Origin of the sequence: Proteiniphilum sp., from assembly GCF_034927365.1 — a bacterium.
GTDB lineage: Bacteria > Bacteroidota > Bacteroidia > Bacteroidales > Dysgonomonadaceae > Proteiniphilum.
On the sequence record NZ_JAYFQD010000020.1, the window covers coordinates 23,631 to 48,732 of the forward strand.

At 44.0% G+C, this 25,102-nt stretch carries 12 protein-coding genes; 4 read left to right on the forward strand and 8 right to left on the reverse strand.

Features of this window, described 5'->3' with window-relative positions; translation table 11 throughout:
- Window positions 1-474: 474 nt before the first annotated feature.
- Window positions 475-3,447 carry a DEAD/DEAH box helicase gene (locus VB073_RS13095; protein ID WP_323404636.1) on the reverse strand — a complete coding sequence of 991 codons (2,973 nt, stop codon included), beginning with the start codon at window positions 3,445-3,447 and terminating at the stop codon, window positions 475-477.
- A 41-nt stretch (window positions 3,448-3,488) separates the two neighbouring features.
- On the reverse strand, window positions 3,489-4,778 hold the full coding sequence (locus VB073_RS13100; RefSeq protein WP_323404637.1) for an O-acetylhomoserine aminocarboxypropyltransferase/cysteine synthase family protein: 1,290 nt from the start codon (window positions 4,776-4,778) through the stop codon (window positions 3,489-3,491).
- A gap of 244 nt (window positions 4,779-5,022) precedes the next feature.
- Between VB073_RS13100 and pheT the strand changes: the two genes are divergently transcribed.
- Together pheT and VB073_RS13110 are read left to right on the forward strand one after the other, a co-directional pair.
- A complete protein-coding gene (gene pheT, locus VB073_RS13105; RefSeq protein ID WP_323404638.1) occupies window positions 5,023-7,485 on the forward strand; it encodes a phenylalanine--tRNA ligase subunit beta in 2,463 nt (820 codons plus the stop codon).
- 54 nt (window positions 7,486-7,539) lie between these two features.
- A complete protein-coding gene (locus tag VB073_RS13110; RefSeq protein ID WP_323404639.1) occupies window positions 7,540-8,259 on the forward strand; it encodes a YebC/PmpR family DNA-binding transcriptional regulator in 720 nt (239 codons plus the stop codon).
- A 202-nt stretch (window positions 8,260-8,461) separates the two neighbouring features.
- Here VB073_RS13110 and VB073_RS13115 read toward each other — a convergent pair whose 3' ends face one another.
- Window positions 8,462-9,820: a helix-turn-helix domain-containing protein gene (locus VB073_RS13115; protein ID WP_323404640.1), complete on the reverse strand. Its 1,359-nt coding sequence runs from the start codon at window positions 9,818-9,820 to the stop codon at window positions 8,462-8,464.
- Window positions 9,821-10,284: 464 nt separating this feature from the next.
- Between VB073_RS13115 and VB073_RS13120 the strand changes: the two genes are divergently transcribed.
- Both VB073_RS13120 and VB073_RS13125 read left to right on the forward strand, forming a co-directional pair.
- On the forward strand, window positions 10,285-10,863 hold the full coding sequence (locus VB073_RS13120) for a hypothetical protein (RefSeq protein ID WP_323404641.1): 579 nt from the start codon (window positions 10,285-10,287) through the stop codon (window positions 10,861-10,863).
- 311 nt (window positions 10,864-11,174) lie between these two features.
- Window positions 11,175-13,352: an acylase gene (locus tag VB073_RS13125; protein WP_323404642.1), complete on the forward strand. Its 2,178-nt coding sequence runs from the start codon at window positions 11,175-11,177 to the stop codon at window positions 13,350-13,352.
- Here the strand turns inward: VB073_RS13125 and meaB are convergent.
- The 5 genes from meaB to VB073_RS13150 all read right to left on the reverse strand — a co-directional run bounded on the left by meaB (window position 13,300) and on the right by VB073_RS13150 (window position 25,056).
- Window positions 13,300-14,394 carry a methylmalonyl Co-A mutase-associated GTPase MeaB gene (gene meaB / locus VB073_RS13130; RefSeq protein ID WP_323404643.1) on the reverse strand — a complete coding sequence of 365 codons (1,095 nt, stop codon included), beginning with the start codon at window positions 14,392-14,394 and terminating at the stop codon, window positions 13,300-13,302. The genes VB073_RS13125 and meaB overlap by 53 nt on opposite strands.
- A gap of 84 nt (window positions 14,395-14,478) precedes the next feature.
- The gene (locus tag VB073_RS13135; RefSeq protein WP_323404644.1) at window positions 14,479-14,871 is read right to left on the reverse strand and encodes a DUF1573 domain-containing protein; all 393 of its coding nucleotides are present in this window, start codon (window positions 14,869-14,871) and stop codon (window positions 14,479-14,481) included.
- A gap of 139 nt (window positions 14,872-15,010) precedes the next feature.
- The gene (locus VB073_RS13140; protein WP_323404645.1) at window positions 15,011-20,848 is read right to left on the reverse strand and encodes an alpha-2-macroglobulin family protein; all 5,838 of its coding nucleotides are present in this window, start codon (window positions 20,846-20,848) and stop codon (window positions 15,011-15,013) included.
- 274 nt (window positions 20,849-21,122) lie between these two features.
- On the reverse strand, window positions 21,123-21,857 hold the full coding sequence (locus VB073_RS13145) for a hypothetical protein (protein WP_323404646.1): 735 nt from the start codon (window positions 21,855-21,857) through the stop codon (window positions 21,123-21,125).
- A 214-nt stretch (window positions 21,858-22,071) separates the two neighbouring features.
- Window positions 22,072-25,056, reverse strand: a complete 2,985-nt coding sequence (locus VB073_RS13150; RefSeq protein ID WP_323404647.1) for a PEP/pyruvate-binding domain-containing protein — start codon at window positions 25,054-25,056, stop codon at window positions 22,072-22,074.
- Window positions 25,057-25,102: the final 46 nt, after the last annotated feature.

A 25,102-nucleotide genomic window follows, 5' to 3' on the forward strand; every position in this document is an offset into this window, starting at 1 on the left:
GGAGTTAAGTTTCTCATGCGAATTTGAAAAGTCTACAAATCATTCAATTATTTAGTAGCATCATATAATTTTATTCGGTCTCATCCTGAAAACGAACATCTAATTTTGTTTCTCCGTTTTCCGTTTGATAAATTATTATCTGGGACTTATTTTCTTCCATCGTGATTTCAATTCTATATTTTCTCAATCGTTCTACATAAGTATATGCCTTCATTTTCTTTTGAACGTTTCAACATTCAAGAAATCTGTTAATAACGATACAGGATATTTTGTCAAGATGAAATTTACTTGAGTCACTTTTTGCCATCACTTGGCGACAATTTCGAATTGCGATAAAAGCTAATGTACAAATATACGCAATAGATTTTTCTTCCAATATCTTTTTGGCACCTTTTACATAAAGAACAGCAGAAGAATGAGTTGATTTTTAATTTTTTGAATATTCAGGCGAAGTGATTGAGGTTAATCTATGGTCTACTCCAGCAACTCCTTTATCTCTTCTACGGAAAGTTGCGACTTGATCAGCGCATCCGACAATGAACTTTTATAGTGCTGTAACCGCTGGATTTTTTCCTCTACCGTATCTTTGGTGATAAAGCGGTAGAGTGTCACGTTCCGCTCTTGACCGATACGGTGGGCACGGCTGACGGCCTGCATCTCTGCAGCAGGGTTCCACCACGGATCGAGGATAAACACATAATCGGCCGCGGTCAGGTTCAACCCTGTCCCACCCGCTTTGAGCGAGATAAAAAATGCTCGTACATCGTCATCCGTATTGAACTTATCGATTTCTCCCTGCCGATCGGTCGTGCTACCGGTCAGCCAAGCGTAACGCCATCCACACCGGTCGAAATACTCGGCGAAGAGTTGAAGATGCTTCACAAAAGAGGAGAAGATCAACACCTTGTGTTCTCCGGCAAAGATGGTCTCGGCTTGCGAGATGACCTGATCGAATTTGGCCGACGATCCATCGTAACCGGGAAGGGAAATCGCGGGATGATTGGACAATAGGCGTAACCGTGTGAGGCTGCTCAATGCTGCCGCAGTATAGGATTTATCCGCCTCGCTCCATTGTTCCAGTAAGACGTTTCGGATCTTGCTCTTCTCTTCATTATAGCATAACGCCTGTTCCTCCTCCATCTCGCAATAGACCGTCTCTTCGGTCAATGGCGGCAACTCGGGTGCAACCTCTTCCTTGGTGCGGCGAAGGATAAAAGGATCGATAATCCTGAGAAGTTTGAGTCGTGACTCTTCTTCATTGATCACATCACGCTCGTTGAAACGCGCTTTGAATGCCCTCCTCTTCCCGAGGATACCTTCATTCAGAAAATCCATTTGCGACCATAGGTCGGAGAGTGAATTCTCGATGGGTGTACCGGTCAACGCAAGCTTACCGGTTGAATGCAACTGTTTGACACATTCAAAGATCTTCGATTCCGGATTTTTGATATACTGACTCTCATCCAGCACGAGGTAATGAAAATGATAATGGCTTAACAGGTCGATATCCTGTCTTACAACACCGTAACTCGTCAAAATCACCTGGCAACGGTTTATCTTTCTTCTGAAGTGATCACCCTGAAGGCGATTGCTCCCGTAATGGGCGTAGACTTTCAGTTGCGGGGCAAACTTGGCCATCTCGTTCAACCAGTTATGGATAAGCGATGTAGGCATTACGATCAGCGTCGGTGGAAGGTTTTTATTCATGCGAGGCTGTATTGTACCAACCTTCTCTCCGTTATAGGCTGTTGCCTCTACAAAATCGTCAAAAAGAGAAAGTTGACGAGGTATTCCATTTTCTTTTCGAGTCTCCTCCGACATTTGTGATAGCATGGAACCTCCATCCGTTTCAGATCTATCCACATACAGGTATAACAATAAGGTGATCGTTTGTAATGTTTTACCCAATCCCATATCATCTGCAAGACATCCACCGAAACCGTTTTCCTGCAGATAAGCCAGCCAACGGAACCCGTTCTCCTGATAAGGGCGTAATGTGGCGTTCAATGAAGGAGGAAGATCGACTGAAAGCAATCTCTCTCCGGTCTTTACCTCCGAAAAGCTGCCGTTCTCAGCCAGTTCCTTTACACGGAAATGGGTATTTTGGAGGCGAATAGAGTTGCTTGAGACCTTCCCAAACCGGAACATCTCATCAAAACGGGAAAACCATACCGATGGTAATACGGCAATGCGGCCATCGGGCAACACATACTCACGCCTCCCATTCAGGATATGTTCTTTGAGTTGTGCAAAAGGAATTCTGATATCGTCGAAACAGGCAATACAATGGAGATCGAACCAGTCATTTTTATCAGAGACATCCACCTGTAAATTAATCTCGCCTGTGAAATAGACCAGTTTTCCAAGCGATTGCTTCAACTCGAAATGTTTCAACAACTCCCCGTTCCGGTTGATCCACTCGATCAGACCAGTAGAATTGTCTTCTGCGGAGTTACTCTCTGCGGCTATACTGAATTGGCCGCTACTCAATTTGATCAATCCTCCCTTCCCGAGCATCGATACATGTGCTCTCTCCCACGCTTCATCCCGAAAGAACCAACCGATGGAAAGCACACCCCCTTCCTCCACCATCTCTGCCACTTTCGTATAAGGCCTATCGATGGAAAAGCGATGGGAACCGTAATGAAACTGTAGGCTAAGCACAGGCAATAAATTGAAATCGGTTTCAAGCGTCAACACGGCTGTAGGTTGATAATGTAGGGGAAAGATGGAAATACCTTCGCCCGTCACCTCATAACTTTTCACACACTGCAGCACGAAAGTGCGGATATAATCGGGGATACTCCGGGCAGGCACTTCAATCTGTTTTTTCTTGAAGAAAGGCCGTAGTTTCTTTTCATCTACATCGTTAAAATAATGCAATTGCCTGCCAATCACCACAATGGCGGGATCAGCAGCCAGCGGAGCAAAGAACTGTTCATAAAGGGTTACGTCCTCACTACCATTCCTGACCGCTACGTTATAGGTAAATGTCTCCGACTGAGAAAAATGAAAAACCATCTCCGACGGCCCTTTCAATACCTCCAAAGCCTGGCTGGGCCGAAGATCACGGATGCTAATCTTCTCACGCGAGAAGAGGGGCATATCCATCTTACGGACAATGGCCGCCAACTCACCCTGTTTCTTCTCGATAAAAGGACGGATGTAGAGTTCAATATCTTTTGGGGAGATCTTTTGCAGAAAAGTGGCCTCGCTCTTTTCCCGGGAAAAGGAACGCATCAACTCTCTATCCGAGCAGGATGTTGCCAACCTGACGATCTGTTGCTCCTCCTTCCTCAACTTCTGAAAGGATGTAGAAGTGGGACGAGCCACTTCTACTATTCTATACACTTCCGCCTCCTCATCGAAAGAAGCGAAAACAGGTTGAAGCATATAACCGAAATTCGGGTGAAGCACAAGTGTTATGATAAGTGATTCGCTATTCACTATTCATTCTTCACTTTTAATTTTTCATTCTTAATTCTTCACTATTCACTAGCCTTATCCAGCGCCTGTTTCACATCCTCTATAAGATCATTAATATTTTCAATACCTACGGAGAAACGGATCAAATCGGGCTGTACTCCGGCCGAAACAAGCTGTTCATCGCTGAGTTGGCGATGGGTATGACTTGCGGGATGGAGCACACATGAACGCGCATCTGCCACATGAGTGACAATAGCTACCAATTGAAGACTATCCATAAAACGAATCGCAAAATCACGACCGCCCTTCAACCCGAATGTCAATACACCACAAGAACCCTTGGGGAGATATTTTTGTGCGAGTGCATAATATTTATCATTTTCCAGTCCGCTATAATTAATCCATGCCACACGTTCATCATTTTGAAGATACTCAGCCATTTTTTGCGCATTCTCGCAATGACGTTGAATACGTAAATGTAAAGTTTCCAATCCGACATTCAACAGGAAAGCATTTTGTGGAGATTGGATGGCGCCAAGATCACGCATCAACTGGGCAGTGGCTTTAGTGATATAGGCTCCTTTTCCAAAACTTTTGGTATAGGTCAGGCCATGATAGGACTCATCGGGGGTAGTCAATCCCGGGAACTTGCCAGGATAACTGTCCCAGTCGAAGTTACCACTATCGATAATCGCGCCACCTACCGCTGTGGCATGACCGTCCATATACTTGGTAGTAGAGTGGATCACGATATCGGCACCCCATTCGAACGGGCGGCAATTGATGGGCGTAGGAAATGTATTATCCACAATCAATGGAACTCCTTGCTTATGGGCAATTCGGGCGAATTTCTCGATATCCAACACCGACAATCCCGGATTAGAGATTGTTTCGGCAAATAATACTTTGGTATTGGGTTGAAAAGCTTTGGCTATCTCTTCCTCACTAGCATCCTGATTCACGAATGTAACCTCAATACCCAACTTCTTCATGGTTACAGCAAACAAGTTATATGTACCGCCATAAATGGTGGAAGCACTTACGAAATGATCACCCGCACCACAAATATTGAAGATAGCATAAAAAGATGCAGCTTGTCCCGAAGATGTCAACATTCCTGCCACGCCACCTTCCAATTCCGTAATTTTTGCGGCTACCGCATCGTTGGTAGGGTTCTGCAGGCGGGTATAAAAATATCCACTCTCTTCCAGATCGAATAGCTTTGCCATCTGTTCACTGGTTTCGTATTTGAAAGTGGTGCTTTGATATATGGGTAATACACGAGGCTCTCCTTTTTTGGGAGTCCATCCCGACTGCACACAGATTGTTTCCTTGTTATACTGTTTATTCATTTTATGATTATTTATAGAGTTGTTTCATTTTAATCACATTCCCCGAAAAAATGGAAGGTGCACCGACGTGGGGGCAAAGTTAAAAAATTAAATTTGGATTGGTGAGATTGTTTGAAGGGATAAGCCTCAAAAACATTGCTATATAACCGGACTTATCGCTTTTTTTTGTAATTTTGAGCCCTATTTGAAAAAGAATCAGGGTCCCGGATTTCTTCCTCCACGGATCCATGCAATTTTATATATAATGAACATATCGTATAACTGGCTCAAAGAGTACCTTCAATTTGATCTGTCGCCGCAAGAGACATCCGATGCACTCACCTCCATAGGTTTGGAAACCGGGAGTGTGGAAGAGATACAAACCATCAAAGGGGGATTGGAAGGCCTTGTAATCGGGGAAGTACAGACATGCGTCTCCCACCCCAATTCCGACCATCTGCACCTGACTACCGTCAATACCGGTAACGGCGAAGAGCCGTTGAAAATCGTCTGCGGTGCACCCAATGTGGCAGCAGGGCAGAAAGTGGTGGTAGCCACTATCGGCACGAAACTCTATTCTGGCGATGACGAGTTCACGATCAAACGTTCCAAGATCCGCGGTGAAGAGTCATTCGGCATGATCTGTGCCGAAGACGAGATAGGAATCGGCACTTCGCATGACGGGATTATCGTACTGCCGAAAGATGCTAAAGTAGGAACACCCGCCAAGGAATACTACAACGTAAAGAGCGATTATGCGCTGGAAGTAGATATAACCCCGAATCGTATCGATGCAGCCTCCCACTTCGGTGTGGCACGCGACCTGGCAGCATGGCTGAAACAGGCGGGGAAACCCTATACACTGACCAAACCATCGGTGAAAGGATTTTCGGTGGACACCCGGGAGGGCGGTATCGAAGTGATCGTGGAGAACAGGGAGGCCTGTCCACGCTACTCTGGACTGACCATTCGCGGAGTGACGATCAAAGAGAGTCCCGACTGGTTAAAAAACAGACTGTCAGTAATCGGGCTCCGTCCCATCAACAATATCGTGGATATCACCAACTTTGTGCTTCATGAAACGGGACACCCCATGCATGCCTTTGATGCGGCAAAGATCACCGGAAACGAAGTCGTGGTGCGCACCATGCCCAACAAAACCAAATTCGTCACATTGGATGAGCAGGAGCACGAACTGAGTGAGAATGACCTAATCATCTGCAATTCGGAAGGGGGGATGTGTATCGCCGGTGTATTCGGTGGACTGGAATCGGGTGTGACCGAAAAGACGACCGATATATTCCTGGAGTCGGCCTATTTCAACCCCACCTGGGTAAGGAAGACCGCCCGTCGTCACGGACTAAACACAGACTCGTCGTTCCGTTTCGAACGAGGTGCCGATCCCATGAACACGGTCTATGTACTAAAACGGGCAGCCTTGCTGGTTAAAGAACTGGCGGGCGGCACAATTGAAGGTGACATTCGCGATATTTATCCTATACCCCTAGAAAGGGCACGGGTAACCCTTTCCTATGACAAGACAAACAAGCTGACAGGAAAAGAGATACCCAAAGAAACGGTTAAAAGTATCCTGCACAGCCTGGAGATTGAGATAGAAAACGAAACAGACAACGAACTCACGCTGCTCATTCCTACGTATAGGGTAGATGTAACACGCGATGTGGATGTGATCGAAGATATTCTCCGCATCTACGGATACAATAACGTGGAGATCAGTGATTCGTTGAAAGCAAACCTCTCTACTCAAATGCCGGCAGACCGCAAACAAAAACTGCAGACACTTATTTCTGAGCAGCTCACGGCAAACGGCTTTAACGAGATATTGAATAACTCGCTGACAAAAAGGGGTTACTATGAAATTTTAGAAAGCTATCCTGCCACGAAGTGTGTACCGCTTATTAATCCGCTGAGTAACGACCTCAACGTGATGCGGCAGACATTACTGTTTGGAGGATTAGAAAGTATAGCCTACAACCGCAACCGTAGAAATACCGATCTCCATTTCTATGAATTCGGCAATTGCTATTTCTACGATGCGGCAAAAAAGAATGAGGAGAATAACCTTGCTTGTTACTCCGAAGAATTCCATATCGGGCTATGGATATGCGGCAAGCGCACCCACAAAAACTGGGCGGCGGCAGCAGAACAAAGTTCTGTCTTCGAACTGAAAGCTGACGTGCAGAATATATTGAAAAGAATGGGAGTAAGTGGGAATCAGGTATTTTTTGAAACGACACAAAACGAACTCCTCTCCGCAGGTATGAGTATCAAAACACACAAGCGTACCATTGGCTTCTTTGGTATTGTTTCTCCGGCAATATGCAAAAAATTCGATATCGACACAGAGATATTTTACGCTGAGATGAATTGGAACCTACTGATGAAAGAGTCCGAAAAACAGTCGGTACACTTTTCGGAAATATCCAGATTCCCGGCGGTAAGCAGAGATTTAGCACTACTGATCGACAAAGGAATCACCTTTGACCAAATCTTGCAGATTGCTATCAAATCAGAAAAGAAAATTCTGAAACAGGTATCTCTCTTTGACGTCTATGAAGGGAAGAACCTGCCCGAAGGCAAAAAATCATACGCGGTCAACTTCCTGTTACAGGACGAAGAAAAGACGCTTAATGACAAGCAGATCGACAATGTGATGCAACGGATACAGAAGAATTTGGAAGAAGAGTTGGGTGCACAGTTAAGGTAAGACTGGGAAGAATTTGGATAATACATTATTTAGATAAAAGGATATATAAACAATATGGGAAGAGCATTTGAGTATAGAAAAGCAACCAAGATGAAACGGTGGGGCAATATGGCCCGCGTATTCACGAAATTAGGCAAACAGATTACCATTGCAGTCCGTGAAGGCGGTCCGGAAGCTGACACCAATCCTCGTCTGCGCGTGCTGATCCAGCAGGCAAAGAAAGAGAACATGCCGAAAGACAACGTGGAACGTGCCATCAAGAAGGCAACCGACAAGGATCACTCCGATTATAAGGAAGTGGTATATGAAGGATACGGACCTTACGGCATTGCTATCGTAGTGGAAACAGCTACCGACAACCCCACCCGTACGGTGGCCAATGTCCGCAGTTATTTCAACAAACACGGCGGTTCATTGGGGACCTCTGGTAGCCTGGAATTCTTATTCGACCACAAATGCGTGTTCAAGATTGCCGCCAAAGAAGGTGTGTCGCTGGAAGATTTGGAACTGGAATTGATCGATTACGGTGTAGACGAAGTGGAAGCGGATGAAGAGGATATACTTCTCTACGGTGATTTCAAATCCTACTCCGAAATCCAGAGCTATCTGGAAGAGAACGGCTTTGAGATCCATTCTGCCGAGTTCGAACGTATTCCGAACGACACCAAAGAACTCAATGAAGAACAACGTACACAGATCGAAAAATTACTGGAAAAATTTGAAGAGGACGAAGACGTACAAAACGTTTTCCACAACATGGCGGAAGGAGAATAAATTATGGTTAGGGAAGTAGCGCACAGCGGAATCGAACCGCTATTCATTGCCTGAGAAACAATTTTCCTAACCGTTAGAAGAGTGCGCCGTCATGACAATGACACAAAATTAAGTAGAAAAATTCATATCTCATTCATTGGACTGAATTTTTTATATCCTGGCAGTTTCGCTAAATAAAAAAATTACCCCAACTATTTATTTATTAGATAGTTGGGTTTTTTACTGACATTTCTCTTTCACGCCATTGCATAGGACTACAATTTATTTCTTGCGCGAACGCTCTGCTAAACACTGATAACGAACTAAATCCTGATAAATCGGCAATACTGGTGATCGTCAAATCGGGACGTGACAGCAGCAAATGCTTACTTTCTGCAATACGGTAACGCATTACAAAATGATAAAAACTCTCGCCATACCCTTCATTGAACAAACGGGAGAGATAACTGCGATTCAGCGGCAGTATTTCCATCGCATCAGTCAACTTAAAGTCTTTACGTAAATGTGGTTTCTCTGTCCGCATCCATTGTTCCAGTTTATCCCTGTAGCCAGGCAATTTATCGGCAAAAAGGGACTTATTATTTGAATCATTTTCCGGCATAAAAACAATACCCATCTCTCCATCCCTACCCTGATATCTGTTGTCAGTCCCCAGAGCCTCCCTGATTTGGGCATTTGTCTCGTTCATACCCGCTTTGAAATACCCTTCAGGATAAGGATTCTTGTGAAATAAAACACGATAAAAACCATACAGAAAAAAGAAGAGAAAAATGATGTTGTGCATAAGGACACTACGGACATTATCACTAAAGACGACTACCTCGCATGATAGTGTAATCACTAAATTACCGAAAATATAATCTTCCAGCCATTTGATATCTATGTTTTCCATAGAAGCAAAATTATTTTCACACCATTCCATGTAGTTGTTCCGGTAACGGAGCATTATCACAAGCCCGAAAACCGGATAAACCAGGATAAGTAAACGGAGCCAGACATTCATGTTCCAGAATTCATGGATCAAGGATGTCCAGTTATCAATCACAGGTACTGCCACATTTAATATTTTTATCTTAAACAGATATATTACCAAAATAGCAACGGTAGGTAAGAAAAGGAATATTGCCCGCTTCAGCGTCAACCATCCGGGACGAAAAGCTTCGAGGGGATATAACAGGAATATATAAGCATAGACGCTGCCATAGATCAGCATGGAGAACGACATAAATTTATATTCCACCACACCGGCATAGCCCGTTGTCAATCCCTTAATAAGGGAGAGTAAATTGGTCAAACCGACCATAAACATCAAAAAAACAAATAGTGCGTCTGCCCTCCCTCCCTTTTTCCGTAACATCAGCATATACGCTCCACCTAAGCACAGAAAGCACAGCATCGATATCACAGACTGGCGGATATATCTAAATGACTCTAAAGACATCTGCATAAAGAAATAATGGCCGACAGCAACGAGGAATAAAATAACCGTGTATATAATGGCCCGTTTGTACCGGGACAAGGATTTCAGCAGGTTGTTTTTCATCAAAAATTTATGAGGCATAGTTCAGTTTGTTAGGAAATGCAAAGATAATATTTCGGTTAAAGGTATGTCTGGTATAGTAAAAAAAATACAATCAAAAAGAGACATCTTTTTACCTACAGCAAATCATTTTTACCCAGAGCAAACAAATAAACTCATCCGGAACGGTTTTGGATCAAACATTGATGTTTATGCCACGATAATCTCAACCGAAGTTGACATATCATAATTTTACCGAATGCAAACATTCCTCAAAAAAACGTTTTTGTTTCTTTTATCGAGAGTAAATTTATTTTTATGCAATGCAAATACCGTTCTGTAAGCAGCTTTTGGATTTATTTACCTTTGTTTCTCGCAACTATATCCATAAAACTAAAAAAAGAAATTATTGAAACCTCTCTGATCTGTATCAAACGGGGGTTAATGAATAACAGCGGTAGCCGAAAAGCTCTATGAGTAGGCAATAACATCAAACTATTTATTTTATGACAAAAAAACTTTTTGCATTTATCGTGGTATTTACTACGTGCGGAGCATTAACGGGTATTCATGCGAAAAATCCGTTTTCTAAAGGAGACAGAATTGTGAATGTGGGTATTGGTATAGGGAGCTACTATGGGGGTAGCGGATATACAAGCAGCATTCCTCCTCTTTCGGTATCCTACGAGCAAGGTATCATCGACGGACTGTTGGATGGCAAAGCCTCTGTCGGTGTAGGAGGTTATATGGCATACACAGCCAATAAATGGGAAACATCTATCTCAAATTCTACGTATGGATATAAATACAGCTACCTTATAATCGGTGCACGCGGCACTTTCCACTATCAATTCGTTGATAAGTTAGATACCTACACCGGATTGATGTTGGGATACAACGTAGTCAACAGCAAGTTTTTCGGCGATGATCCGGGCAGCCATACATCGGGACCAACGGGAGTCAGTGGCTTGGGATACTCTGCATTCATCGGCGCACGCTATCATTTCTCAGATAAATTAGCTGCTTTTGCTGAGATAGGTTATGGTATTTCAGCTCTTGAATTAGGTATTTCAATAAAATTATAAGTAAGAAATATTCAGGAAAAAATCCGGAGATCAGGGGACATAAATGAAGCTATAGAAAAAAGCTTTCATAAAAATAAAAAACGGCAAATAATACAATCGAGTAGGAAGAAAACGAAATAGTTTCCTTCCTACTTTCGTTTTCGAACCTCCCTGTCAAGTGTATAAGAGTTTCACCTTAAATCTCTCTCTAAAACCTGATGAATCGATTAGATATCGTACTGAAAATTCATCCTCTATTCAATCGTCAGTTAACAATTACACAGCAAACTAATATCACATATAGATTGTTATTCAAACTAACATATACGTTTATGAAAGGAACAATTTTTATACCTGTCCTCCTTGTCGTACTGCTCTTTTCCTGCGGTGAAAAGGAACCCCAAAACAGGACGGAGGTCATTTGGGACAAATGGGGGGTGCCGCATGTCTATGCCGGCAATGAGGCAGATATGTATTATGCTTTCGGATGGGTCCAGATGCAGCATCATGCCAACCTGATACTGAAATTATATGCTGAAGCGCGTGGAAGGGCGGCTGAATATTTCGGTGAGGAGTACCTGGAATCGGACCAAATGATGCATCTGTTCAACCTGCCTGACTCTTCAGCAGCACAGTACGATAGAACTACAGATACCGACAAACAGCTTCTTGATGCATTTGTAAAGGGATTAAACGATTATGCGAAGGCTCATCCGGACAAAATAGATGAGCGGGTAAAAGTAGTACTGCCGGTTTCGGCTGTAGATGTGCTGTCTCATGGTAAAAGGGTGATGAATCTTGAGTTTTTAGGAGGAAATGATATCAGAAGTGCTGTCTATGAAATAAAAGAAAGCAGGAATAAAATTATACCGGGTTCCAACTCATACGCGATAGCTCCCTCAAAATCCGCATCGGGAAACGCGATGCTTGTTGCGAATCCACATCTGCCATGGTCAGATTTCTACCTCTTTTTTGAGGCGCACCTCAATGCTCCCGGCTTCAACGTGTACGGGGTTACCCTTGTGGGGATGCCGGTATTGAATATCGCATTCAACGAACAGCTGGGGTGGACACATACGGTCAATACCATCGATGCCTCCGACAGGTATGAATTGACGCTGCAGGATGGCGGATATCTGCTCGACGGGAAGACTAAACCGTTTGAGGAGAAGAGCATCAGCATAAAGGTTTTGCAAAAGGATGGCACCACACAGGAAAAGGATATCAGGCTGAAATATTCGCAGCATGGGCCGGTTATAGGTGAGACGGACGATAAGGCTTATGCAGTAAGGATTGCCGGACTTGAAAAGGATTCCTATTACGCACAGTATCACCGGATGGGCAAAGCCGGGAATATGGATGAGTTTGAAGAAGCGTTGCGGATGATGCAGATTCCGATGTTTAACCTGGTTTATGCCGACAAGGAGGGAAATATCATCTATCTTTTTAACGGGAATATTCCTGTGAGAAAGGAAGGCGACTGGTCGTTCTGGAATGGAAAGGTTGATGGAAGCAGGTCGGATTTAATCTGGAACAGCTACCACAATTTGGATGACCTGCCTAAATTGGTTAATCCTGAAACCGGATTTGTGCAGAATGCCAACGACGCACCCTGGACATCTACCTACCCTGTCTTATTAAATCCTGATGATTTTGCGCCATACATGTCACCTAAACCTGAGGAGAGACCCACTTCATTCAGGGCACAACGTGCAATAAACCTGATTAAGGATGATGATTCCATCAGTTTTGAGGAGCTGGTGGATTATAAGCTGAACACCGGCATGGAGGTAGCCGACCGGTTTCTGGATGATCTGCTTGCTGCTGTCGAGCTGTTTCCTGATTCATTGGCGATGGCAGCTGGTCTGGTTTTACAAAAGTGGGATGGAGAGACTAACGCCGATAGTAAAGGTGCTGTTCTTTTTGGCAGGTGGTTTGATAAACTGGAGAATGATATATTTGCCATTCCCTGGAGTGTTGAGAGTCCGTTGTCTACTCCGGATGGATTGAATAACCCGGAGAAAGCCGTGGCTCTTCTGTCGGAAACCGCCCGTGAGGTGGTTGAGGAGTATGGTTCAATAGATGTGGCATGGGGCGACGTAAACCGCTTCAGGATAAACGATATTGAGTTCCCGGGCAACGGGAGCCATCACGATCACGGAGTATTCAGAACCGTCTATTTTTCACCACATGGGGAAAACAGGGAAACCGGGAATAGTGAGGATCAAGAAAAAGATCTGAGAAATACAACCTACCATAAAAACTACGCCTATCATGGTGATACGTTTGTAGCAGTCATTGAGTTTGGAGAGACCGTAAGAGCAGAGATTTTACTAAGTTATGGTAATGCATCGCAACCGGGAAACAAGTTCGCGGGAAATCAGTTGGAACTGCTATCCAAAAAACAACTCCGCTCTGCATTTTTATCCAGAGAGGATATTCTAAAAAATATGGTATTTAAAAAAGTTTTTTTGAATAAAAGAGATCGAGCGCTTCCCGGGCTGCGATAAAAGAACTTTTCCGGTTACTAAGGACATCACCTTCCAGTTTTTCCAGGAGTGCGGCAATTTCGGGATTCCGGTAGAAACTATTACGCAACTGTTCATTGATAGTTTCATACATCCAATATTTTGCCTGCTCATTTCGCTTCCTATCGAAATAACCGTTTGCCTTCACAAAATCGATGTACTTGTGCACCATCTCCCAAACCTCTGCAATGCCGAGGTTATAGTATCCGGAATAAGTCAACACTTTAGGTATCCATCCCGAATCCGGGAGAGGGAACAGGTGCAATGCATTGCTGAAATGACGCTGGGCCATTTTCGCTTTTTCGATGTTGTCCCCATCGGCCTTGTTAATTATAATACCATCAGCCATCTCCATAATACCCCGCTTGATACCCTGTAACTCGTCACCGGTACCGGCAAGCTGGATCAGCAGGAAGAAATCGACCATCGAATGTACAGCCGTCTCGGACTGCCCCACCCCGACGGTTTCAACAAACACATAATCGAAGCCGGCTGCTTCACACAGGACGATGGTCTCGCGAGTCTTACGTGCCACTCCACCTAATGATCCAGCCGATGGTGAAGGACGAATAAAAGCATTCTGTTCTAATGAGAGTTTTTCCATTCGCGTTTTATCCCCCAGGATACTCCCTTTCGAGCGCTCACTCGAGGGATCAATAGCCAGGACAGCCAGTTTATGTCCCTGTTGTAAAAGATGCATACCGAATGCATCGATAGAGGTACTTTTCCCTGCGCCGGGAACACCGGTAATACCCACCCGAATGGATTTTCCTGCATGGGGAAGACATTGTTCAATGATGGCTTGGGCCTTCTCCTGATGATCAGCACGCGAACTCTCGACCAAGGTAACAGCCTGACTAAGTACGACCCTGTTACCGGACAAAATACCTTCAGCATATTCCGCCACTGAACGCTCATGCTCTTTTGTCCTTTTCTGCAGGTAAGGATTTACACTGGGCGGTCGGGAGACACCTTTATTGACAATAAGTCCTTTATATTTTGGATCGTTTTCGGGATGTTCCATTATATTTATCAACAAATTAAAAAACCGAATGAACTTCTACAAAGATAGCTCATTCGGCCTGTATTATCAACCTGAAACAGCCAATTATTCTTGCTTCGGTGTCACAGTCCCTTTGATAGTGAGCACATATACAGTATCAGGTACATTGGTGTATACTGTAATATTCTTACTGAATGTGCCGGGACGACGGACGGTAGAATAAGTAGCAGAAACAGTTCCTTTTTTACCTGGTAAAATTGGTTCTTTTGTGTAAGTGGGAGTAGTACATCCACAAGATGCCGATACCCGTTGTATGATCAGCGGGCTTTTACCGGTATTGGTAAATTCAAACTGTGTAGATACAGAACCTATCTCTTCTTTTATTGTGCCGAAATTATGTTCTGTCTTTTTAAACTCCATTTCCGGCTTTTGCTGTGCGAAAGCAATACCACTAACTAAAACGGTAAGCAATACGATTAAACTCAACTTCTTCATCATATGATCATTTTATTTTGTTTTGATGCATGAAACCTTCTCTATTCAATACTATCGATTTCATTCACCATCTATTCTGTGAACTTCAGTATTTTCAATCTCTAGAGACACAAAAGTAACAAATCAGTTTAAAGCTTGTTTATTATTTAACAATAATTCTCATTCCAGCAGTATGCGAAGTAAATTCGGGAGCATACATGCTCTGAATAGTAGTAACACCATTGGAATAACTACCCGGACGGTTCGCATATACCTCATATTCAAAAAGATAAGTACCCCTTGGCAGATTATCGAAATAGAAACTGGTAGAGGTATCTTTCGAAGTCTGATAATAAGGGATACCATTCTGCCATCCCATCCCCGATAACTGGTTAACAGGCTCGAAAGAAGCTGCACGCATATCTTTCAGATGAACAAATTCCAGATCGCGGTCGCTCCGTACCGTCAAACGCACCACCACTTTATCCCCTACCTTTAGCGGATTATCTTCGGTAATACGTACCAACTGTTTTCCGGAAGCGGTGGTCTGCTCTACGAAAAGTTGCTTCTCTATATCAAGAGAACCATCTGTTTTTTTGATCTTGTCCATGTCTTCAAAATATTGCCAGTAGAGTGCGCCCCAGGCGGGAGTGTTCCCTTGATGGGACACCCTTACCTTACCCATCTCGGGCTTTATCTCTTTACGGCTCCAAGACTCCTTGAAATAGCCACTCCCCAATTCCTGGCTCTCCGGCTTCACTTTTATCTTACCTACTGTGATAGTGGCCTTGCCTTCCGTGGTAAACCAGTCGCTTCCGGTACTCAACAACGCATATACGGCATCTGCCGTAGCATGGGTGGTTTCCCACATCTGGGTCTGCTTCTGTTTCAACAACCATCGTTTCATCTGATCCATTTCATCCGCCTTGGCTCCGCCTACACGGAAGGCATCCATGATAAAGGTATGTACCGAAACGGCCGATTGCGACATAAATACGTGGGCACGGTTATTTGCCCAATACATACCCATCTCTTCCGAATGGGTGGCATGTTCACGGTAGGATTTCAAGATGGCATCCACCACCCCCGTCTTTTCTTGACGGCTCATCAACACCGAAATCAGGGAACGCTCATACAACCCAAATTGTGTCCAGTTCTTTTCAATCACCGAGAGATAGAAGTCGGTCATCTCCCTGGTTTCCTTCGCCATCGGATGTTCGGTATAACCCAAACGGATATAGAGATATTCGAGGTCGGTAACCGAAATCGTTTTGATATTTCTCCACTCCTTATTATACTTTTTCATCTCTTCGAAACGGCGTTGAGCCTCAGTATCGATAAAGGAGAGCGCCTTGTTCTGCATCGCAACCGCCTCATCGGGGGTTACTTTAGCACCCAGTTGTTCCAGTTGTTGAAATCCATAAAGGATATACTGAGTGATTCCTACGCTCGGATAAAAGCCCTTGAACCAGCTCCATCCGCCCTGGTTGGTTTGCAGTTCCTTCAACTTGTTCATCGCTGCGGAGGTAAGATGACGGCCCCGGTTCAGGTCGAATAGTAACGACAGCCGCTCTTTCTGTTCCTTTTCGTTTTGGGCTTCCAGCACCCACGGGGTCTCTTCCAACAGAACGCTCTTTAACTCCTGGTTCTTTTCCAGATTGGAAAGTAAAGTCTCTTTGGTACCTCCCTGTTTTTTCCAGGCCTCCACCATCGCTTTCACTTTCGGAAATGCCTCGCCGATATATGCTCCAAGCGAATTGGCGTAGTAAGAGGCAAACCAGGAAACGGCATTGTCGCTATCCGGCTCACCCAGTGCCGGCAATGCCTGTACGGCATACCATGCCGGATTGGAAGTAAACTCGAGCGTCAGGCGGTAATCCTGTATGGTACGGGATGATTTGTTGACGAGCCTCTCCATGGTGAATTCTTTTGTCTCTCCTCCACTCAGGTCCATCCGCATACTTTCGGTCACCATCATCCGGTTAGGGAGCACCGCCAACGCATGTTGCTCACCATCGCTGAATTGTTCGCTGCCGGCTACGATACGCACACCGAGAATATCGATGTCCGTCGGCACATCGAATCCCCACCATACATCGGAAGAAGCACCTTGTCCCAACGAAAACGGCTGTTCCTGGTTATCCAATGATATAGTAGAGATAGTCTCTTCGGTAAGAGGATTAAAAAATTCCAGTTTTACAGAGCCATTGATCTCACCATCTGAAAGATTGGATATCTTGGTAGAGATAGCAGCCTTGTCGCCGTGCCGCAGGAATCGCGGCATATTGGGTGTCACCATCAGTTCTTTTTGTGACACGGTAAAGGCTTCTGCCTTTCCGCTATTTAATTGCCTATCGTGTGCCAACACGCGGAAACGCCATTTAGTATTGCTCTCCGGCACAGTAAAGACGATCAGGGTTTCTCCCTTGTCATTAGTCCTGAGATGGGGGAAGAAGAAGGCGGTCTCGTTGAAATTGGACCGTACCTGGGGTGCCCCTTCCTCCTCTTTGGACTGCTCAGCAATGGATGATGGAACGGATTGAGCCGCGATATCAACTCCGGCATCATCAATTCCTACCACATCTGCCACAGAGATAACCATATTATTACTCAGTTCAGCGATATCAACACTTTCATCTTTAGTTATCACTGGAGGGACAAAATGCAACGTTGTTTGTGCCTTTGCATTTCTCAACATCTGCCTGCCTGAATAGAATAATGAATAGCCATACCAGTTAAAACTGTCGAAATTAAAAGAATTGACGTTCTTCCACGGCATTGATATGTTACCAGTTGCGGCTGACTCGTAAAACGACTGGTCAGTTGCCAATCCCATTCTCGAAAAATAATGTGGCTTCGAAAAGCGATAGAGATTCCACGTTCCTGAAGGATAAATATTGTCGAGTGAAAAATCATACATCGACGTCAACACTTCCGCCGGTGCGGGATCTCCATTCTCATCTGCCACCGTGATCCGCCATTCCTCTTCCGTACCGGGGCGGATCTTGTCACGGAACACATCGAGTTTCACTTTCAACTCTTTCTTCTCTTCTTCCGGTACGAGATCCACGCTGTGTGCATAGAATTTCCCCCCTTTTACATAGGTAAGCATCAGGGTGATTCCATCCTTATATTCCGTCTTATATGGGAACGAAAAGAGGCGATTCTCATTTTCCATCCTGATCCATTTTCGTTCCAGCAGCTTATTTCCCTGCCATAATTCATACAGCACATGTACATCTTCTGATACTCCCAGAATCACTTCCGCATTTTTCTCCGGAGAGAACCGGCTGTTTTTCCGGACTAGCCATTCGTTGGTCTTTATGGGTGGACGCTTATCTGCATATGAAAAGAGCACAAAATCATTTTCAGTTTCAACCGCATTCCCTTTATCATCTTTCGACTGTAGCTTCACCCGGTATTTACCCGAAGGCAAGCCGGGCAGTTGTTTCTTCAATTCAGGTTGTTCTCCTGTCCTGAACTCACCCTCCGCCACCTGCTGAGATATGGAATCATTTTCGAGCAGGGAGAAGATCTGATAGGTTCCGCTGGCAGCGATATCGTTCCCATCCAGGTTTTTGGCAGAGATCACGATCTTCTGATCGTTCTCTTTTACCCATTGTCCGGGCATCTCCAATGACAATACCATGGATATATCGCCCACAGCCACGGAATAAGAAGCAGTCTGTGTTTCGCCGTTGATATCGGTCACTGTAGCCTCCACGGCAAACGAATATGCCGCTCTGTCAAAGCGTTGATTTTCCGGTTTCTCGGGCGTAAATCGTATCTCGAAAGTACCATCTTCGCCGGTAGTTACACTGCCGTCATCATAATGATCGGCTGATCCGCCCCAAAATCGCCACCATGCCTGCCTGCGGGTAATACGATACTCTACCGTGGCCTGTTGCAAGTTGATTCCTGAAAAACTCACTGTTTTCCCCTTGAGGGAGACCTCTTCTCCAAACTTATACGTTTTTTCTATCTTGTCGAAGATCACTTCAAAGGTGGGACGTTTATATTCTTCCACTTTGAAACTCACGTTGCCCTGGTCTGCTCCAATCGTAAAATATCCCGGCAAAGCCCCTTGCGGCAAGACAAATTCGCCAGCAATGGAACCATATTCATTTGTGGTTATCGTTTGTTTCGATATCTCCCGGTGATTGGCATCCCTCAATACCAATTCAATGGGTTTACCGGCGATAACGGATTGTTCTCCGGCACCTCCACGAATCTGTATCGCCTTAAAATAGACAGTCTGTCCGGGACGGTATAGGCTCCGATCGATAAAGATATTTGTCATTTCCCTTGGCTCGCTATTTCTATCGGAGTAATTATAGTAGGCCGATGGCAGGTCATTCAACATATAACCATTGTCATCCCCCGAAACAACATGATAAAAGACATCATTATTCGGTATTTTCTTATCATAGACCGCCAAACCCAGGTCATTGGTAGTAATCGACTGATCCAGTGTAAGCCGGGAGTTGTTCCAGTTGCCCGGCAGTTTGTAAATATTTACTTTCGCGTTGGGTACCGGTGTACCGGTAATTCTGTTCACCACGAAGAAGTCATATCGTTTTTCGGATGATCCACGGGAAAAAACAGCCATATCAGATACAGAAAAGTAATAATCGATTCCTCTGTTTTTATCCATTTCAGGTGTAGCACTGAAATTCAGTACATAAACACCGAAATCAACAGGGTCGATCGTGAAAGATGCCTCCCCGTACCAATATGCAGGTGTATCGGGTAGAGAGATAGGAATCTCCTTGACAAATACAGTCTTTTCTATGATCTGCCCCCTCACTTTCGATGTCTCTTCCTGCAGTTCCACAGGAGAATTGATACGATAGAGTCTTGCCTTAAGTGACCGGATATTCTTGAAATTGACTTTCAACTCCATCTTTCCCTCTTTTGGGAATGTACTTGCCCCGGAGATGGTAAAAGAGGGCTGTGTCAGCTGTGATAACCTGTTTTCCAATATCGAGATGCGTTCATATTTCGGGAAGGCAGCAATTGTTTTTTTTAACAGCTCATATATCTTGCGACTCTTTTCTTTTTCATATACGGTATCTTCTACTTGACCCACATTCTTCTCTTGGAGATAGAAATCGCACAGTTTATCGATAATCTCGACGCTAAACGGGTCAGCTTCCCATTTCTTTAGCATCTTTTCCAGCGAGGGTAAAGCATGAGCCTGATAAGCATTATGCAATCTTGATAGGTAATCAAGTTTTTCAAGTTCTGTCAACAGTACGGACTGGTGTAGCCCCCTGTCAAGCAACGATGCCATATGCTTCCGATAATATTCCAGTACCCACAACCCTTCTTCTGACGGTTGGGGATCGAACGACAGTTTCACAAACTCATCCGCCGGTGCAAATAAGGATTTCTGTAGAATATTCTTTTTGGCCAGTAGACGACCCAAATCTTCTTCCTGCCGCATTTGCAAGGATTGTCCTATCGTACGCCTCATCAGAAAATCGCACATGGTGGGATTAAAACGTCTCGAATCCTTGCCCAGTTCTACCACTGCCGCATACGACTCCACGTTCACCTTTTCCAGTTCCTTTTGGGCCGTAATGGAAGCGTTCAGATGTTCTACAGCCTTTTGAAAGAATATATTTCGTGTCCACTCCTTCATATCAGCCGGCACGAAATCTCCTAAATCGGTACGTTGATCGATATTCCAACGGTCTTTCTGGTAATATTGCAGGTATAATTCAGCCAGCATGGAATGTAACACCGATTGTTCCACCACGTCACGGCTTTTTTCCAACATATCATTCAGGTTCCGGAAAATAAGGGTATCGTTTTGCGCATCCCGTGTAAGGTCATATTTTCCCTGATGGATCAAAGCCTTGATAACCTGTGGTCCGTTTTTATCTTTCACGGCCTTTTGTAAAATAGCATTTACGGCATCTAAAGCCGACTGCGGCAGTGATTTTTCTTCAAAATCGGCCACTTTCGCCCATTCGCTGGTATAATCATTCTTATTCATCGATCGGTTATTTTGGGAAAAAACTCCTGAGGAAAAAATCATAAGGAGCAGTATTAGGGAAATCTTGTTCATAGTGCTGTTGTTTATAAAAATATTCGATAGGTAAAAACAGAAATAGTTTAATGTAATTGAACTATCTTTTTAACAAATTCAGAAAGTTTTTGTTTTGATTAAAAAGGGAATAATAAAAGGATAATGAGATCGGTAAATAAAAAACCGGTACCTTCTTTTGAGAGATATAAAGAAGATACCGGTAAAGCAATATAGTGTTTAATTACTCTTCTGCCTCTGGCGTCAAAGGAGACACGAAAATCCCTTCTTTTCCATCGGCAGTGAAGCTCACCCAGTAAGTAACCGGGGTTCCTTCTTCATCATCAGTAGACTTAGCCTGTAAAAGCTTCAATACAGTTACGTCATATTTATCTTCGTCCTCACCCGCAGTGATGATCAATTCTCCCACCGGAGTTACCGGACCTGTTGATTGTAAGGAAGCTGTTTCCTGCTCATCGCCAATCTGATCCGCTGTATCTTTGAAAGTAAGCACTAACGACTCATCTTCATTCGTCCATGAAAAAGTAACGGTTTTATTTTCGGCTTTAGTCAGTGTATAACTTCCGGCATCCTCACCAAGAACTTTCTCGAAATTATTCCATTTGACACGTACCGTGGCGTCGGCTTTATCTCCTGCATAAGGATCCTCTTTGACTTTAACAGCTAAAGAGGTTTCCAAACCATTCTTATCAGTCACTTTCACTGTAGTATTACCCACTTTCAACCCTTTGACGGTTATATTAGCACCATCCACCTTAGCTTCAACCTTATCATCGGCAGGAGTTGCCTTATAGGGAGTCTCTCCTCCGCTCACTTTTACAACCGTCTCCTCACCTACAATTACTTCAACGCTATTCTTGTCCAAAGTCAATTTTGGATCATCTCCTTCTTTTTCACATGCAACGAACAATGCGCCCGACAATATCAGGCCAAATAAATAAATGGAAATTCTTTTCATAATAATAACTCTTTTTTTATAGTTAAAAAATAGTGTAATTAGTGTGGTTGAGATCTCATGTACACATAACCATAGACGACACAAAAGTAAAAACGCTGCACATATTACTGTTTTTAACTATGTTTAACTCGACTTGAAGCATCTATTAATCATGAAAAAACACCATCAATACATCTATACTATTAATTATCAATAGATAAGATTAAATAAGAATTTATTTTCCCGGTTTCATTACAACCCCTACTCTTTTTTTGCCATTTATTTTGATGACCATCGGCATGTCGAAATGTACTTGCCGGATGAATTCCGTCTCATATACTGCTGGTTGAGCATTCAGATATTCTTCATCGAAAAATCCGTCGTTCTCCGCAAAAGGGTTGACTGTCAAATAGCCTACTCCGAAAGAGGTGAGATTCTGAAAGAAATGGGTTCCCTGGCTCGGCTCTATGCGGTAATTCTCCATCCCCGACTCAACGATGACACGTGCCTGACTGATATGCGGCCATTTCACCGGAATGCCCAACCAGGGGTCGGAAGAACCCCAACGACCCGGTCCAACCAGTACGTAATGGGTAGCTGTAGTCGCGAAATGGTTATTCAATGCCTCAATTTCCCTGGCTATCAGTGGATTCTTCGATGCGTTAAAGGCTGAGGTCTTCACGTAGACCACATCATATACATCATTGGAGATACCATTTCCGAGTGCATTTTTCGAGAAAAGGATCGTATTGGACAACTCTACCTCTTCGAGATTCTCATGTACCACCTCCTTGTTATCCACAATGGGACGGATCTGTAATACATAGAAAGAGGCAAATTGCTGATCCTCTATATCCACCGCAAATTCTATCTCGACGGGACGACCCATCTCTTTTTGTCCTGCCTTCAACAATCTATCCAGTATTTCAGCCAGAGGGAACATCCCATGCTGTAAAATATTAGCAAAAGAGATAATCTTGCGTCCTCCTTCATAATAACCATCCCTGATAAGCTGATCCTGTGGATCATAAGTGGAAGCCACATACCTGAGAGGACCTTCTTTTTCTGCCTCCTTGAGCCGAAGTTTCAAGAGATTAAAACCATCATCAATCATAAAATCTTTTATCTCCGACTTAAGGTCAAGTGCGTAAAAGCGGGTCTGGGTATCACTCAACGCCAAGTCGAGCGAACTCAGTTGTAGAATATTGGATGCATGAAGAGGCGAAAAACGAAGTCCTGTATTGCCATCTACGATGTATTTCCCCAACCCGAATGCCATATTCACAATACCATCCTCCGGTTTTTCATTCCCGATAGGATAATAATTAATAGAACGGGCTACTCCCGAGATGGCGGGATAAAACATGTTACCATATTGTGAACCGACCACCTCCTGCAGCACAATAGCCATCTTCTCCTGATCAATCAGGTTTTGCGTGGCAGACATATAGGCTTTGCTATCCTTATAGAAAACAGATGCATACACGGCTTTGATAGCATTGCTTAGAAGACGCACCATCTCATATTTATCATTTACAAATGGGATCATGTAAGTGGAATAAATACCAGCGAATGGCTGATACTGTGAATCTTCCAGCAAACTTGAAGAACGAATGGCTATCGGGGCCTCTATTGCTTCAAAGAAGACCAGAAAATCACTCACCAGACGCTTTGGAAGTTTGGCGGTAAGGAATTCCTTCAGGATCATCTCATCCTCCAATTCAGAAAGCGCCACCGGATAGAGATTATTGGCCTCCATAAATTCATCGAAGATATCGGTACAAAGTACCACGGTTTTGGGTGTAGTCACCGGGAAGTCATGATTGTTATTCAACTCCAGGTGTGTTTTCACCATATAACCGATGAAAGCCAATCCTCTCCCCTTCCCTCCAAGTGAACCTTCTCCAATACGGGCGAAATTAGAATACTGGTCGAACCGGTCTTTCTCGAAGACAGCTACCACACCGGTATTTTTCATGCGCCGGTACTGCACGATAGTGGCATAAATCAACTCACGTGCATCATTCATATTGGCATACTCCGAAACATCGATCTTCTTGAGCATCTCCGCCACGGGGAACATGGCACGGGAATAGAAAAACCTGGAAAAATGATTTCTTGAGAGATGATAATAGAGGGCATCATCGGGGATATTACGGATGTTCATTTGCAACTCCTTCAGATTTTTAATACGAAATATCTCCTCTTTGGTGTTGGGATCGGTAATAATAAAATCCCCAAACCCCAGATTCTCCTTGATCGCCTTACGAAGATCCTGGGGAAAAGTTTTGGAATTTTTATCAATAAACTCGGCATCCACTTCAACTGCATATTTCCGGTTCTCCGATTCGGAAGATGTATAGATGATAGGGATGGAGCGATCTTTTTTCCTGATCCATTCACCGAGACGCTTTCCGGCAAACTTATTCTTCTCTCCATCCATGTTGAAACTCATATCGCTGATCACGCCCAGCATATTATCACCATATTTTTTGTAATAATTGACCGCTTCTTCATAATCACGGGCAAGGAGTATTTTCGGACGTCCGCGCATGCGGAGCATACGCAGGTGATCGTTGAGCGCCTCTTTTGAGAACTCTTTCGATTCACTAAGCACAAACTTATAGAGCAACGGCAAAGCCGACGAATAAAAACGGACGGAATCCTCTACCAGCATGACAGTCTGTACCCCCACGGTCTTCACGTCATGCTCCACATTCATGCGGTCTTCAATAATCTTGATGATAGCCAGCAACAGATCGGTATCGCCTAACCAGCTAAATACATAATCGATACCACTCAAATCAGATTTACTCAATGATTGTGTTACAGCCTTGGAAAAAGGAGTAAGCAATACCACGGGGATGTCGGCATAACGTTCCTTCATCTGTTTTGCCAGGTCGAATGTATCACTGTTATCCATATTAGGCATACAGATGATCAACTCATAATGGTTCTGCTTCAGTTCCGCCAAAGCCTCCTTACTGCTTGCCACCTGTGTGAACCGTGGCGGGTATCGAAGATTGAGCGATGTATATTCGTTAAATATCTGTTCATCTACACGACCATCATCCTCCAGAATGAACATATCATAACGGGAAGCAACCATCAGGATATTGTAGATACGCTTGTTCATCAACTTCACAAAAGGTGTATCCCTGAACCGGAACCGGTTTATATCATGTGCTTTAATTACTGACCCAGGCGTTTTTAGTTTCATACAATTAAAATTAGAGTCAAGAGCCAAGAATCAAGACATAAGGCAA